Consider the following 14,884-nt stretch of genomic DNA (forward strand, 5'->3'; position numbering starts at 1 on the left):
TGCCGGGCGGGATCAGGCCTTCGACAGTTCGCCGTCGGTCAGCCGCCAGAGGCCGCGCGGGTTGTCGTGCCGGAGCGCCTCCGGCAACAGCTCGTCCGGGAAGCCCTGGTAGCAGACGGGCCGGAGAAATCGTTCGATCGCACTCATGCCAACCGACGTGAACCGGCTATCGGAGGTGGCCGGAAACGGACCGCCGTGAATCGATGCGTAGGAAACCTCCTGCGGATGCGCGAACGCATTGATGACGATGCGGCCGGTGCGGCGTTCGAGGATGGGCAAGAGCCGCGTAGCCAGCGCATGATCGGCGCGCTCGAGATGCATCGTCGCCGAGAGCTGGCCCCGGAACCGCCTGGCGATGGCGATCAGTTGCTCGTCGTCCTTGACGCGCACCAGCAGTGCCGCGGGTCCGAAGACCTCTTCGAGCAATGCCGGCTCGTCGAGCAGGCGCGCGCCGTCCACCTCGAACAGGAATGACTGGCCGTCCCACTCGCCTTCGGGCCCGGCGCCCGCCGCGATCTCTTCTGCGCCTGCGTCGAGCTGACGACCCACGTTCTTGCGGTACGCCATGTTGATGCCTGGCGTGAGCATCGTGCGAGACCGCATCGCCTTGACGCGGGCAATCATCGCCTGCTTCAGTTCGCTGTAGCCCACGCCGTCGATGGCGAGCAGGATTGCGGGCTTCAGGCAAGCCTGGCCCACGTTCACCAGCATGCGTTCGGCAAAGCCGTCGCCAATCTCACCGGCACGCGAGAAGAGCGCGATAGGCAGCACGAACGTGGGATTGACGCTGGTCATCTCGGTGAAGACAGGGATCGGATCCGGACGCTGCTGTGCACGCCGGTATAGCGCCATCCCGCCAGCCTCCGAGCCGGTGAAGGTCACGCCCTTGACGAGCGGATGATCCACCAGCGCTTCGCCGATCGCATTGCCACCGCCGCGCAGCAGGGAGAAGACACCTTCGTGCAGGCCCGAGTCTCTTACGGCCTGCTGGATGACGCGGCCCATGATTTCCGATCCGCCGGGATGCGCGTTGTGTGCCTTCAGGATGACGGGACATCCGGCTGCCAGCGCCGATGCCGTGTCGCCGCCGGCGACCGAGTACGAGATGGGGAAATTGCTTGCCCCGAAGATTGCAATCGGACCGAGGCCGATCTTCTGCATGCGGTGATCCATGCGCGGGCGCGGTTGACGCTCCGGCTGCGCGGGATCGATCGTCGCCTGCCGGAAGCGCCCCTGGCGCACCACCGTCGCAAACTGCCGGAACTGGGTAGCGGCCTTTGCGGCTTCCCCGGCAAGCTGGGCGGCGGGCAGGCCGGTTTCCAGCGCGGTGCGTTCGGCCAGCGCCTGGGCATTGGCGTCGAGTCCGTCGGCAATGCGTTCCAGGAACGCTGCGCGCACCTCCAGGCTTGTGCTGTTGTAGCTGTCGAACGCGTCGTCGGCCAGTTGCGCCGCGCGATTGACTTCATCGAGTCCGCCGAACGCGAAGGCTGGCGCGAACTCGAGATTGCTTGCCGGGTTCAGCGCCTGCATGCTGCCCGCCGTGGCGCCCACTTCCTGCGCGCCGATGAGGAGATTGCCTGTGAGGTTCATGCTGCGTTCTCCTGCGAGGCGACGGGAAGGGCGGTAACCAGTTCGGCGGTGGTCAGGATTTCGTGGGCAAAGGTCGGGCCGTTCAGATGATGCGCGGCATGCATCATTTCCTTGCTGAAAGCAGCCGTGGCATCGCGCACGAGCGTGACGTGATAGCCAAGCTCCATGGCGAAGCGTGCCGTCGACTCGATGCAGGTGTTGGCCAGCAGGCCCACGACGATCACATGCGTGATGCCGTGCTGCTTGAGCTGGAAGTCGAGGTCGGTATTGGCGAACCCGCTCTGGCCCCAGTGTTCCTGGATGACGATGTCACCATCCTGCGGCACGAAGTCCGGATGCCATTCGCCGCCCCACGTGCCCTTGGCGAAAGTGTGGCGCTGCTGGACCAGGCGCTGCGTGGGATTCGGGTGGTCCCAGTTGTCGTAATCGCCTGGCTGCCAGCGCCGATGCGGTACGTAGAACACCTGGATGCCGGCGTCGCGCGCTGTCGCCACGGATGCGCGCAGGTTGTCGAGCAGGCGAACGTCGTCTGCCACGTTCCTGAGCATCGGGAACAGCTTGCCGCCGTCGGATAGGAAATCGTTATACGGATCCACCAGCAGCAGGCCGGTGCGCTCCGCGGGATACACGGGATTAGCCATTTCAGTACTCCATTCAGAAAGCATGTGCGACCGGGGTCGCATTTCGCAGTGGCGCCGGACTGCTTTGTTCGGGATGGGCGACGTCTCGCGCATCGGTACGTCCCAGTATAACTATGAAAATCATAGTGTCAAGAAACACAAGGCTTGCAGCCCGATCAGGGAGCAGATAGCAAGTCCAGGAACTGTGTTACTATGAAATCAATAGTTAGTGTTGGAGGGTGGTCGTGGCACATGCAACGCAGGAGAGGGCGGATACGGTATGCCCGGTGGCGCGCTCGGTAGATGTCGCGGGCGACCGGTGGACGATCCTTGTACTGCGGGAGCTGTACATGGGCGCCACGCGGTTCGAGGAAATTCAGATCCAGACCGGCGCTACGCCACAGATGCTGACTTCGCGGCTCAAGGCGCTTGAAGCGGATGGCATGGTCGAACGCCAGCCGTACAGCGAAAAGCCGTTGCGCCACGAATACCGCCTGACGGACAAGGGGTGGGCGTTCTACCCGGTGATCTACGCGCTACGGGCGTGGGGCGAAACGTGGTGCAAGGACAAGGATGAGGAAGTGGCGATGCATTTCGTGCATCGCGCATGCGGCCACGATGTCGGCCTGGCCAGCGTATGTCCGCACTGCGGCATCCCCGTGGAGCGCAAGGATCTCGTGGCTTCGACCGGCCGTCATTTCGCGGCGGAACGCGAAGCCCGGCGCGTTGCCTTCAAGTTGAAGTAATCGCGCCAGCGCCCGGCGCTGTCGAAGCGTCCTTGACGCTCTAGCGGCCCCGGCCCCGGCGGCGGCGGCTGCGGGCATGCGCGGCGACACGAGCCTGCAAGCATTGGCAATCCGGGCTACTCTCTGCGCTTCCAGCCTTCATATCGGACGGGTCGCGCAGCATGTCCGCCGCCCGCCAGGAAAACCATGAAACAACCGCTCAGAATCGATTTTGTCTCGGATATCGCATGCCCATGGTGCGCTATCGGCCTGTCCTCGCTCCAGCTTGCGCTATCGCGCCTCGGCGACGCCGTCGACGCCGAGATTGTCATGCATCCCTTCGAACTGAATCCGCAGATGGGGCCGGACGGTGAGGACATCGTCGACTATCTCGGCAAGAAGTATGGGCGCACGCAGGCCCAGATCGCCGAGACCCAGGCCACGATCCGCGAGCGTGGCGCCAGCGTCGGCTTTGCCTTTGGCCCGCGTACGCGGGTCTACAACACCTTCGATGCGCACCGCCTGCTGCATTGGGCCGGCATGGAGGGCAGGCAGTTGCCGCTCAAGCTGGCACTGCTGCAGGCTTACCATGGCGAGGGAAAGGATCCAAGCAGCCACGATGTCCTGGTCGAAGCGGCGGAATCGGCAGGACTCGACGCCGCGCAGGCGCGCCACATATTGCAGAGCGGTGACTATGCCGATGAGATTCGGGCCGAAGAACGGGAATACCAGGCAATGGGTATCCAGTCGGTGCCCTCGGTCATTTTCAACAACCGCTACCTGGTGACCGGCGGACAACCCGTGGAAGCCTTCGAGCAAGCCATCCAGCGGATCCTGGCCGAGGCGTAGCCGCGAGATCTCCGCGCCGCAACGGCGGCTCGCCACACCAGGGCTGCCCGCGGGCGGGATGCTGACCGGAATGCGCCGGCCCGATCGGCCCGGTCTTCTGTCTGCTCCGCCGCCTCAAGTGCATTGTCTGCTTCGATGCCGGGATAGCGCATGGCGCTCTGCGCCCGCCTCTATCTACGCCCCCGCACGCGGTGCCACGCCGGCGCCCTCGATGCCGTGGCGTCGCAGCGCATCGGCGACGAAGCCCGAAGCCTTCATGTCTTCGATGAAGCTGCCGAGCCAGGCCCGCGCGGCGCCGCGCCCCTTCGGTACACCCATGGCCTGCTCGATCACCATGAAGCGGCCGGGCAGCAAGCGCACGCCACCAACGCGCCGGGCATCCGCCTCAAGCTGCTGTTTCACGCCGGCGGCAACGTCCAGGCGCTGGGCAAGGAACATGTCGGTGACTGCCGGCGAGGTCGGCGCGCGCACCAGCGTGGCCGCCTTCAGTTCGCGCGTGAGGAACAGATCGTAGGCACTACCGCGGCCCACCACTACCCGGGTTCCCGCGTGGTCCACCTCGTCGTTGCGCTGCAGGGCCGAATCGTTGCGCACAAGGTAGGCGCCTTCGATGATCACGTATGGCGCCGTGTATTCGATATCCGCCGCGCGGACCGGGTCGATCGCAACGAACGCGAGGTCCACTTGCCGGGCCTTGACGGCGTCAACCACGCTGCCTGCCGAAGCAAACGGCACCAGCTCGAGCGCCAGGCCGAGGCGGCGCGCTGCTTCACGCGCGAGATCTACCGATACACCCTGGAGCTCGCCGTTCGCGGCGCGGCTCGCGAGGATCGGATTGCCGAGGTTGATGGCCGCGCGCATTGTTCCGCTGCCGCCCAGTTCGGCGATCGCGCCCGTGCGCGAATCGGCGCCCGCCGGGGCCTGGGAGGCGGCGCACCCGGCCAGGGCCATTGCGGCGGCGGCCGGGCCGAGCCTGCAGATCGAACGTCGGATGCGGTTCATCGGAAGCCCGCCTGCTGGCGAGGTTCGGGAACGACCGGGTTTGTCGTGGCGCAAGCGCCGAAGGCCAGGGGAAATCCGGCCAGCGCCCCGCGAGCGAGGAGTGGAAGGCGGCGTCTGATCATGTTCGTCCCTTGCGTGAGCTTTGGCGACATCTCAATCATGCCACCCCGATGCGCCGCGGCAATCTTATTGCCCCTCGACCGAAAATGGCGGCAGCTGGTAGCTCCACGTCTCGCTCAGCGTCCTGGCGCCAGACACCAGCGCGGCGCGCATCTCCACCGCCTTCTTCGGATCCCTGACCTTGATGCGCAGATTCAGCCGCCAGCCTTTGATGACGGGGTTTGGCTCCAGGACATTGGCCAGCAGCTCGGCGTTGTCGCCAACGCTGACTTGTGCGGCGACCTGCGTGCCGGAGGGAAGGTTTGCGAGGACGGGGCCTTCGAAATCGACGACCAGGCCGGTGCTGCCATCGAGATGGCGGATCAGGTTGGCCTGCGTGATTTCTCCTGCCGAGCGCAGTGTCTGCTTGACCCAGGCCAGATCCTTGTCGAACAGGGCGCGCTCGTTCATGGTCCAGTGCATCGTGTAGTCGGCCTGCAACGGCTGGCCCCTGGGCGGCAACTGGTCCGGCGTCCAGAAGGCGACCATGTTGTCGTTGGTTTCGTCCGGCGAGGGGATTTCCACGAGTTCGACCTTGCCCTTGCCCCAATTGCCCTGCGGTTCGATCCAGGCGCTCGGGCGCAGGTCATAGCGGTCCTTCAGGTCCTCATACGCGGAAAACTCGCGCCCGCGCTGGAGCAGCCCGAAGCCCCTTGGATTGGTCACCTGGAAGGTGCTGATGGCGAGGTTGCGCGGGTTGTTCAGCGGCCGCCACAGCCATTCGCCATTGCCCGCGTGGATGGCGAGACCGTTGGAGTCGTGCAGGGCCGGCCGGAAGTTGTGCGGATCGCGTTGCTGGTTCGGCCCGAACAGGAACATGCTGGTCAATGGCGCCACGCCGAGCTTGGCAACGGCTCCGCGCAGGAAGATACGCGCCTGCACCTTGAGGATCGTGTCCTCGCCCGGGATGAGGTCAAAGCGGTAGGCACCGGTGGCGCGTTGCGAGTCAAGCAGGGCGTAGAACACCAGGTGCTTGTCCTGCGGGTCGGGCCGTGCGATCCAGAACTCGCGGAAGGCCGGAAACTCTTCCGCCACCGGCATCCCGGTGTCGATGGCCAGGCCACGGCTGGACAGGCCGTACACCTGGTTCTTGCCGAGCACCCGGAAATAGCTCGCGCCCAGCACGCTCATGATCTCGTCGAGCTTGCCGGGGCGGTTGATCGGATACAGCACCCGGAAGCCGGCATAGCCAAGGTTGCCGGTTGCGGACGCGTCGAACTTCAGGTCGCTGAAGTCGAACCGCGCCGGGCTGTACTTGATCTCATGGACCGCGCTGCCGACGATCTCGTTGATGCGAACCGGGCTGCTGAACTGCATGCCCTGGTGGTAGAAGCCCAGGCGGAACGGCGTGCCCTGGTCCTTCCACTCCATCGCGTCGGCTCGGGGCTGGATCTTGATGTAGTCGGCAAACTGCATCTGGCTGAACACGGGCGGCAGGTTGCTGACCGGCGCGGCATATGGCRTGTYGRCCAGSGTCCTGGCGCGSRGSGTCACGTCRTCCAGGGAGAACGCGCAAGCCTGGGCGCCATACAGCAGCGCCCAGGCGGCCATGAGCGCGCCCAAGGCGGCTTGTTTCCTGGTACGTAACGACACGGCGATGGCGGCAAGAACCACGAAAATCTCCAGAAAATGCAACTTAAGTCATGCTGCCGCGGCACGTGCGGCGAAAGCCGCTGGCGTGGGGGCGGTAAACTGCGGGCACAGTGCAGAAAGATAACGTATTTCGCTTTGCACACCTCCGGAACCGGGGGAAGGCCCCAATCGCGGAGTGGCTGCCTGTCGCGCCGCATGGTCCCGTGGACACTTGGATAACTATTGATGAGAATGCTTTCTTCGCTGGTCCTGCTGGCCAGCCTGGCCTGTTCGTCGGCGCTTGCCGGTCCCGCATCGGATTCCCGCGGCGACAAGGACGCATTGATCGCCGATCTCATGAGCCGGATGACGCTCGAGGAAAAGATTGGCCAGATGCGCCTCATCAGCATCGGCGACGACATGCCGCAGCCCCAGTTGCTCAAGGAGATCGCGGCGGGACGGGTTGGCGGCACCTTCAATTCGGTACGGCGCCAGGACAACCGGCCGATGCAGGACGCGGCGGTCAAGCACAGCCGCCTGAAGATTCCCATCTTCTTTGCGTACGACGTGGTGCACGGGCACCGCACCATATTCCCGATCAGCCTGGGCCTCGCGTCGAGCTGGGATATGGAGGTAGTCGAGCAGGCCGCCCGTATCTCGGCCATCGAAGCCAGCGCGGACAGCCTCGACATGACCTTTGCGCCGATGCTCGATATTTCGCGGGATCCGCGCTGGGGGCGCACCTCAGAAGGATTCGGCGAAGATCCCTATCTCGTCTCGCTGTGCGCCCGGGCCAGCGTCAAGGGGTTGCAGGGAACCTCGCCGGCCAACGCCGACAGCGTGATGGCCGTCATCAAGCACTTCGCGCTATACGGGGCCGTGGAAGGCGGGCGCGACTACAACACGGTCGACATGAGCCCGCTGCGCATGTTCCAGGACTATCTGCCGCCGTACCGGGCCGGCATCGACGCCGGCGCCGGCGGAGTCATGATTGCGCTGAACTCGATCAACGGCGTGCCGGCCACCTCCAACAGGTGGCTGCTGCGGGACCTGTTGCGCAAGAACTGGGGGTTCAAGGGCATCACGGTGAGCGACCACGGGGCAATCGACGAACTGCCGCTGCATGGCGTGGCAAAGGACGGGCGCGAGGCCGCCAGGCTCGCCATCCAGGCCGGCGTCGATATGAGCATGCACGACTCGGCCTACCTGGGGTACCTGCCCGGGCTGGTGAAATCGGGCGAAGTCGCCATGCGCGACGTCGACGATGCGGTGCGCGAGGTGCTAGGCGCCAAGTACGACATGGGCCTGTTCCAGGACCCTTACCGGCGCATCGGTGTCGCGCAACAGGACCCGCCGGACGTCGACGCGGAGAGCCGCCTGCACCGGGCGGCGGCACGCGCCGCCGGGCGCAAGTCGCTGGTGCTGCTCGAGAACCGCGGTGGCACGCTGCCCCTGAAGAAGACCGCCACGGTTGCGGTCGTCGGGCCGCTGGCGGACGCGCCCATCGACATCATGGGGAGCTGGTCGGCGGCAGGCAAGTCCCAGCAATCGGTCACGCTGCTGCAAGGCATGCGCGATGCCGTTGGCGACAAGGGCCGCGTGGTCTATGCCCGCGGCGCGAACGTGACCGACGACGCCGAGGTGGTCGGGTACCTGAACTTCATGAACTGGGACAAGCCGGAGATCGTGCAGGACAAGCGTTCGCCGGGCGACATGATTGCCGAGGCCGTGGCGGCAGCGCGAAGCGCCGATGTGATCGTGGTGGCGGTGGGCGAGTCGCGCGGCATGTCGCACGAGGCGTCGAGCCGCACGAGCCTGTCGTTGCCGGGAAGCCAGGAAATCCTGCTCAAGGCGCTCAGGACGACCGGCAAGCCGCTGGTGGTGGTGCTGATGAACGGCCGCCCGCTGGATCTCAACTGGGAAAAGGCGAATGCCGACGCGCTGCTCGAAACCTGGTACGCCGGCACCGAGGGCGGCCACGCCATCGCCGACGTGCTGTTCGGCGACTACAATCCGGCGGGCAAGCTGCCCATTTCCTTCCCGCGCTCGCTCGGGCAGATTCCGACCTACTACAACCATCCGCGCATCGGGCGCCCGTTCGTGCAAGGCAAGCCAAGGAACTACACCTCCCAATATTTCGAGGAGCCGTCCGGCCCGCTGTACCCGTTCGGCTACGGCCTGAGTTATACGGAATTCAGCATGTCCGACGTCACGCTGTCGAGCCGGACCATGCCACGCAATGGCCGGATCGAGGCCAGCGTGACCGTGAAGAACACCGGGCAGCGCGACGGCGAGGCAGTTGTCCAGCTTTATGTCCAGGATGTCGCGGCCTCCGTGGTCAGGCCGGTGAAGGAGTTGAAGGACTTCCGCAAGCTTGCGCTAAAGGCGGGTGAGGAGCGCGTGGTGCAATTCACCATCGATGAAGAGAAGCTGAAGTTCTTCAACGCGGCACTCGAGTATGTCGTCGAGCCGGGTGATTTCAATGTCCAGATCGGGCTCGACTCGCAAGCGGTGCGGGAACAGCGCTTCGCGCTCCAGTAGCATGCTGGTCCGCCTTGGCGGATCGCCTTCGGGCCTGCGGGACGCCGGTTCCCGCAGGGCAGGGCTTGAGGGATGTCCGCTCTGGCGTGTGGATTCAACCGGTTGAATCCGCACGGCGAAGCGGACGCTCGCGGCGCTTGCCTCAGGAAGGCGATGCCGGTGCGACCGTGGCCCCCTGGATTCCGTGGTGCCGCAACGCGGAAGCCACCATTCCCGAAGCTTTCATCTCTTCGATAAAATCCGCCAGGAAGGTGGCGGCTCGTTCACCGCGCGCCTTCGGAACACCCATGGCCTGGCGGATCACCATGAATCGCTCGCCCAGGAGACGCAACCCGGACAGCCCGGCAATGTCTGCCTCGAGCTGTTGCTTGACGCCGGCGGCCACGTCGAGGTTTTGTTCAAGGAAGGTCTTGACCACGGTGGGCGATGTTGGCGAGCGCACAATCTGCGCGTGCTGCAGTTCACGTGTCAGGTACAGGTCGTACGCACTGCCTTTGCCCACCACCACTTGCGTGCCGGCGCGGTCGACATCGGCATTGGTCCGCACCTCGGAATCATCGCGCACGAGGTAATAGCCCTCGATCAGGACATAGGGAGCAGTGAACGCAATGGCGGCGCCGCGCTTCGGATCGATGGCAAAGAAGCCCACGTCGGCCTGTTGATTCGACACGATATCGACAGACTTCCCCGCGGCGTCGACGACGACAAGCTCCAGCGGCACGCCAAGGCGCTCTGCGAGCGCATGCGCCAGGTCCACCGATACCCCGCCGGCACTCCCGTCGCCAGCACGGTGCGCGAGGATCGGATTGCCGAGATTGATCGAAGCACGCAATACCCCGGTGGGCGCGAAGGCGTCGAGCAGTTGCTTGTCTGCAGTCATGTTGTTCCAGTCGTGAAACTAAGGTTCGAGAATTTCGCTGATCCGGGCCAGCGCGGCAAGGGTGTGGTCAAGGTGTTCGCGCATGGCCTGGGACGCCTCCACGTTGCGTTCCCGCTCCAGCAACTCCAGCAGGTGCAAATGCTGCCTTGCATGCTCCTCATACCGTTCTCGATCACGCATCGAGCGGTAGGACAGGAGCCGGCGCACGCGATTGACGCGCCGGATCGCGTCAATGAAGAACGGGTTGCCCGAGGCCTCGACAAGCGATTCGTGAAAGCGGACGCCACGCTCATGCAGCTGGTCAGCCGTGTCCGTCTCGATGCCGCCGTTGAGCAGGTGGAGTTCTGCCGTGCGCAGCCTTTCGATGGTGCGCGCATCGAGTCGATAGCCAGGTTCGAGCAAGGCGGCCGGTTCGAGCGCCAGCCGCATCCGGTACGACTGGAGCAGCGAGTCAGGCGTGGTCAGCATCGTGGAGAACTCCCAGCCGTAGCCCGGCTTGCGTTCTCCCCAGCCCTCCTGTGCGATGCGTTTGAATACCGTGTTGAGCTGCGTGCTGGTCAGCCCGTAGCGCGTCCTGATGGCTTGCTCCGAGACTTCCGTGGGCAGTGAGCCTTTCAGCAGGTCTTCCGCAATCTGGAAATAGGCGGCACCGACGACGTCGGGCTCCGCCAGGCCCAGTTGCGAAGCAAGCTCCGTAGCCGGCGTGCTTACCGGCTGTGCGAGAAAGAATCCCCGGTTCTTCTCGCGCGTGAGAATGCCTTTCTCGTGCAGCAGCGCAAGCGCTTCGTTGACGGGAGAGCGCGAGACGCGCAGCTTGTCGGCCAGCATTTGTGCCGGAAGGTGAGCGCCGGCAGGCAGCCGCTCCGCCTGGATCAGTTCGACGATCTGCGTCGCGATGGATCTGTCGTGATTCATGATGTCCGAGCCGCCGGGGGAGGGGCAATCATGCCGTGGCAATGGCACCCCCCTGTTGTTCCAGCGTCTTGTGCAAGATCGATGGGATGACGCCACCGCGCCGCAGCAGATCGACTTCAAGCCGGGTTTCCACGGCAGCGGTGGCTTCGAATTCATCCACCATCCCGTCCCGGCGCACAATGCTGACCGGCACCTTGCAGCGTGGCGAGAGGTCTTGCGCAGGCGCGCCGATATGGACCTTGTCCCCAGGCTGGATTGCCAGTGCTTGCGGATCGACGCCCGAAGGCATGCGCAACGGCAGGATGCCCATGCCGATCAGGTTGGAGCGGTGGATTCTCTCGAAGCTTACCGCAATCACTGCCCGGATTCCCAAAAGGCGCTGGCCCTTGGCGGCCCAGTCGCGCGATGAGCCGGTGCCGTAACGTTCCCCGGCAATCAGCACCACCGACTCGCCATCCTGACGGTAACGCTGCGCCACCTCGAAGATCGGCAGGACGTCGCCGCTGGGCACGTGCACGGTATGCGCGGTCGGCGCATCCGGTCGCAGCAGGTTGACCAGCGTCTTGTTGTAGAACGCCGCGCGCATCATGACTTCCCAGTTGCCCCGGCGCGATGCGAAGACGTTCAGGTCGTTCCGGTCATCGCCACGGCTGACCAGAAAGTCGGCCACGAAGCTGTCTTTCGGGATCGCGCTGGCCGGGGAGATATGGTCCGTGGTGATGTCGTCACCGAGCACCAGCAGCGGCCATGCGTCGTAGTCACCGAGCTGGGAGCCCTGGTCGAGCGCGGCAAACGGAGGGCGCCGCAATGCCGTCGATCGTGCGTCCCACGGGTAGCGCGGCGCATCGGCCGATGGCAAGGCTGCCCATGCCGGATTACGCGACGCCATGGCGAACGCGCGCCCGTAGTCGGCAGGGTCGGTACCGTTTGCCAGCAGGGCCGCCACCTCCTCCCGCGTGGGCCACAGGTCCTTGAGGAATACGGAGGTGCCATCGGCTGCGATTTGTACCGGGTCCCGGCTCAGGTCGCGCTCGGCGTCGCCAGCCAGCGCGAACGCCACCACGAGCGGTGGCGACATGATGAAGCCCAGGTTCAGGTCGGGATGAATGCGGCCCGGGAAATTGCGGTTGCCCGACAGCATGGCCACCGGCCACGCCGATCCATTTGCGAGCACGTCGCGGATCCCGGGCGTCAGCGGGCCCGAATTTCCAATGCAGGTGGTGCAGCCGAAGCCGACGATGTCGAAACCCACGGCCGACAGATCGTCGGTCAGGCCGCTGCGTTCCAGGTAGGCAGCCGCGGCGGGCGATCCGGGGGCCAGCGAGGTCTTGATCCAGGGCGCCACCGACAGACCCAGCTTGCGCGCCTTGCGCGCCACCAGGCCGGCGGCCATCAGCAAGGCCGGATCTGAGGTGTTGGTGCAACTCGTGATGGCAGCGATGGCCACCGGGTAGCGGGGCATGTCGGCCTGCCGCTTGCCTTCGAACGGAAACCGCGCCAATGCCGCGGCGGTATCGGTATAGGAGAGCAGGTCCTGCGGCCGCCGGGGGCCGGCAATATGCATGCCGATGCTGGCCAGGTCCACTTCGATCACGCGCGTGTAGCGCGGCGTGGCGTGCGGGTCGAACCACAGTCCGGTGCGTCGCGCGTACTCGCCGGCCAGCGTCACGCTTTGCGCGGGGCGCCCCGTGGCGCGCAGGTAGGCCAGCGTCTGGTCGTCGATCGGGAAGAAGCCGGTGGTGGCCCCGTACTCTGGCGCCATGTTGGCCACCACGGACCGGTCTCCGGCCGTCAGCGTGGCGACACCGGGACCGAAGAACTCGACGAATTCGCCCGACACGCCGATCGCGCGCAGGCGCTGCGTGACCGTCAGCGCAAGGTCGGTGGACAGGACGCCGGGTGCCAGGGCATTGGTGAGTCGCACGCCAATGACATCGGGAATTCGTTGCATGACAGGCATGCCGAACATCACCGTCTGGGCTTCGAGTCCGCCCACCCCCCAGCCCAGTACGCCGATGCCGTTGATCATCGGGGTATGGCTGTCCGTACCGATCAGGGTGTCGGGCACCGCCCAGAGGTTTCCTTCGCGCTGCTGCGTGGCGACCACCGTGGCGAGTTGCTCAAGGTTGATCGTATGCATGATGCCCGTGCCCGGCGGGTGAATGCGCACACCGCGAAGGGCCTTCGATGCCCAGCGCAGGAAGCTGTAGCGCTCGGCATTGCGCTGACTCTCGATCTGCAGGTTCACACCTGCCGCGTCCGGTCGGGCGAACGCCTCGACGGCCAGCGAATGATCGACGGACGAGTCCACCGGCAGCACCGGATTGAGCGCGTTCGGATCCGCACCGGCTTCGGCAAGGGCGTCCCGCATCGCGGCGATGTCGACCAGGGCTGGGGTGCTCGTGGTGTCGTGCATCAAGACCCGGCCCGGCTGGAAGGCGATTTCCGCCTCGCTGGTGCCTGTGTCCAGCCACGCGACGATGGCGGAAATGGCATCTGCGCGCTCTTCGCCATCCATGTTGCGCGCCACGTTCTCCAGCAACAGGCGCAAGACCACGGGTAGCCGTGCCAGCGAGTCGCCCAGCATCGCCGGCAAATCCATGTGGCGATAAGTGATGCCACCAGCGCAAAACTGGCCTTCGACGGGGAGGTAGGTGTTTTCCATGACTGAATATTGCACATGTTTACGTAAAAATGCAATCAAGCGGAAACCCCAATGACCCGCGGACTACAGGAGACAAGCCCTTGAAATCCCTCCCGCTCCGAGCTGTTCCTGCGCTGAATGCCCAGCGCCGCCGCCTGCTTGGCGGGGCGGTCGGCATGTCGGCTGTTTCAGCCCTTGGCCTGTATGCCAGCGCCGCGGATGCCGCCGCGGATGCCGCCGCGCCGGGGAGCCAGACCACATCCAAAGGAAACAACATGTACGCATACGTAGGATCGAGAACCACCCGTGAGCGCGACGCGCGAGGGGAGGGCATCAGCGTCTTCCGCATCGATTCGCTGACGGGGGCGCTGCAACTGACGCAGCTCGTCAAGGATCTCGTCAATCCGTCGTTCCTGGCCCTGAGCGGTAATGGCGAGCGTCTTTACGCGGTTCATGGCGACCTCAGCGACATCAGCGCCTTCGCGGTGGAAAAGGCCACCGGCAAGCTCGAATTCATCAATCGCCAGAGCACCCACGGCAAGAATCCGGTTCACCTCGCGATCGATCCGACAGGCAAGCACGTGGTGGTGTCGAACCATATCGGCGCAAGCCTCGCCGTCCTGCCGCTGCAAGCCGACGGCTCGCTCGGTGAAATGACGCAACTGGTGAAGCTCGACGGCCCGGTCGGCCCGCATCGCGTTGAGCAGAAGCAGGCCAAGCCGCACTTCAATCCGTTCGACCCGAGCGGCCAGTTTGTCGTGGTGCCCGACAAGGGGCTGGACCGTACCTTCACCTTTCGCTTTGCCGACGGCAAGCTCTCGCCGGCCGCGCCGGGTTTTGTCGAATCCCGCGAAACAGCGGGACCGCGCCACATCGCATTCCACCCCAATGGCCGCTTCGGCTATATCGTCAACGAGCTTGACTCGACTGTCACCACATACGCCTATGACGGAAACACCGGCGCATTGAAGCCGCTGCAAATCGCGTCCACCTTGCCCGATACGTTCACGGGCAACAGCCGTGCGTCGGAGATCGAAGTCGATGCGACGGGCCGCTTCGTCTATGCGTCCAACCGCGGCTACGACAGCATCGCCATCTTCCACATCGACCAGGCCACGGGTCATCTCCGCTTTGTCGATGCAGTAGCGTCGCAAGGCCGCACGCCGCGTTTCTTCGCATCGGCACCGGGCGGCCGCTACATGTACGTGCTGAACGAAGACAGCGACTCGATCGTCGCCATGCACATCGACAAGACCAGTGGCCGGCTCAAGCCAACAGGGTTCAGTGTGCAATCCGGCAGCCCCGTCTGCATGATCTTCTCCGCGTAACCGGCATGTCCCGGCCGCACAGCATTCCAGCAACGTCACCAACGCCGGGCAGTTCGAAC

The 14,884-nt window shown here is 65.0% G+C and carries 11 protein-coding genes; 4 read left to right on the forward strand and 7 right to left on the reverse strand.

The annotated features are described in order from the left end of the window. Nucleotides 1–12: 12 nt before the first annotated feature. Both AC1DK4_RS22460 and AC1DK4_RS22465 read right to left on the reverse strand, forming a co-directional pair. Nucleotides 13–1,590, reverse strand: a complete 1,578-nt coding sequence (locus tag AC1DK4_RS22460; protein ID WP_441621019.1) for an aldehyde dehydrogenase (NADP(+)) — start codon at nucleotides 1,588–1,590, stop codon at nucleotides 13–15. Continuing rightward, nucleotides 1,587–2,231: a cysteine hydrolase family protein gene (locus AC1DK4_RS22465; protein WP_441621020.1), complete on the reverse strand. Its 645-nt coding sequence runs from the start codon at nucleotides 2,229–2,231 to the stop codon at nucleotides 1,587–1,589. Before AC1DK4_RS22465 ends, AC1DK4_RS22460 begins: the two co-directional genes overlap by 4 nt. Before the next feature lie 224 nt (nucleotides 2,232–2,455). Here AC1DK4_RS22465 and AC1DK4_RS22470 point away from each other — a divergent pair, with 224 nt between their 5' ends. Further along, entirely contained in the window at nucleotides 2,456–2,956 is a 501-nt protein-coding gene (locus AC1DK4_RS22470; protein WP_441621022.1) for a winged helix-turn-helix transcriptional regulator, read from the forward strand. Nucleotides 2,957–3,142: 186 nt separating this feature from the next. Then, nucleotides 3,143–3,784: a DsbA family oxidoreductase gene (locus AC1DK4_RS22475; protein ID WP_441621024.1), complete on the forward strand. Its 642-nt coding sequence runs from the start codon at nucleotides 3,143–3,145 to the stop codon at nucleotides 3,782–3,784. A gap of 174 nt (nucleotides 3,785–3,958) precedes the next feature. Here AC1DK4_RS22475 and AC1DK4_RS22480 read toward each other — a convergent pair whose 3' ends face one another. Both AC1DK4_RS22480 and AC1DK4_RS22485 read right to left on the reverse strand, forming a co-directional pair. Beyond that, nucleotides 3,959–4,645 carry an ABC transporter substrate-binding protein gene (locus AC1DK4_RS22480; RefSeq protein ID WP_441621083.1) on the reverse strand — a complete coding sequence of 229 codons (687 nt, stop codon included), beginning with the start codon at nucleotides 4,643–4,645 and terminating at the stop codon, nucleotides 3,959–3,961. A 327-nt stretch (nucleotides 4,646–4,972) separates the two neighbouring features. After that, nucleotides 4,973–6,496, reverse strand: a complete 1,524-nt coding sequence (locus AC1DK4_RS22485; RefSeq protein WP_477131787.1) for a glucan biosynthesis protein G — start codon at nucleotides 6,494–6,496, stop codon at nucleotides 4,973–4,975. A gap of 273 nt (nucleotides 6,497–6,769) precedes the next feature. On the opposite strand from AC1DK4_RS22485, the gene bglX reads away from it, so the two are divergent. Further along, on the forward strand, nucleotides 6,770–9,058 hold the full coding sequence (gene bglX / locus AC1DK4_RS22490) for a beta-glucosidase BglX (RefSeq protein WP_441643485.1): 2,289 nt from the start codon (nucleotides 6,770–6,772) through the stop codon (nucleotides 9,056–9,058). Nucleotides 9,059–9,200: 142 nt separating this feature from the next. Here bglX and AC1DK4_RS22495 read toward each other — a convergent pair whose 3' ends face one another. Genes AC1DK4_RS22495 through acnA form a run of 3 tightly spaced genes read right to left on the reverse strand, consistent with a single transcriptional unit; the run spans nucleotide 9,201 to nucleotide 13,518 of the window. After that, nucleotides 9,201–9,938, reverse strand: coding sequence for an ABC transporter substrate-binding protein (locus tag AC1DK4_RS22495; RefSeq protein ID WP_441621026.1), 738 nt, complete (start codon nucleotides 9,936–9,938; stop codon nucleotides 9,201–9,203). An 18-nt stretch (nucleotides 9,939–9,956) separates the two neighbouring features. Beyond that, nucleotides 9,957–10,853 (reverse strand): GntR family transcriptional regulator, encoded by an 897-nt coding sequence (locus AC1DK4_RS22500; protein ID WP_441621028.1) that lies wholly within the window; start codon nucleotides 10,851–10,853, stop codon nucleotides 9,957–9,959. Between the two features lie 28 nt (nucleotides 10,854–10,881). Beyond that, on the reverse strand, nucleotides 10,882–13,518 hold the full coding sequence (gene acnA, locus AC1DK4_RS22505) for an aconitate hydratase AcnA (RefSeq protein ID WP_441621030.1): 2,637 nt from the start codon (nucleotides 13,516–13,518) through the stop codon (nucleotides 10,882–10,884). A gap of 155 nt (nucleotides 13,519–13,673) precedes the next feature. Here acnA and AC1DK4_RS22510 point away from each other — a divergent pair, with 155 nt between their 5' ends. Continuing rightward, nucleotides 13,674–14,825 (forward strand): lactonase family protein, encoded by a 1,152-nt coding sequence (locus AC1DK4_RS22510; RefSeq protein WP_441621089.1) that lies wholly within the window; start codon nucleotides 13,674–13,676, stop codon nucleotides 14,823–14,825. Nucleotides 14,826–14,884 lie beyond the last annotated feature (59 nt).

Source organism: Cupriavidus sp. 05N38 (assembly GCF_056397345.1).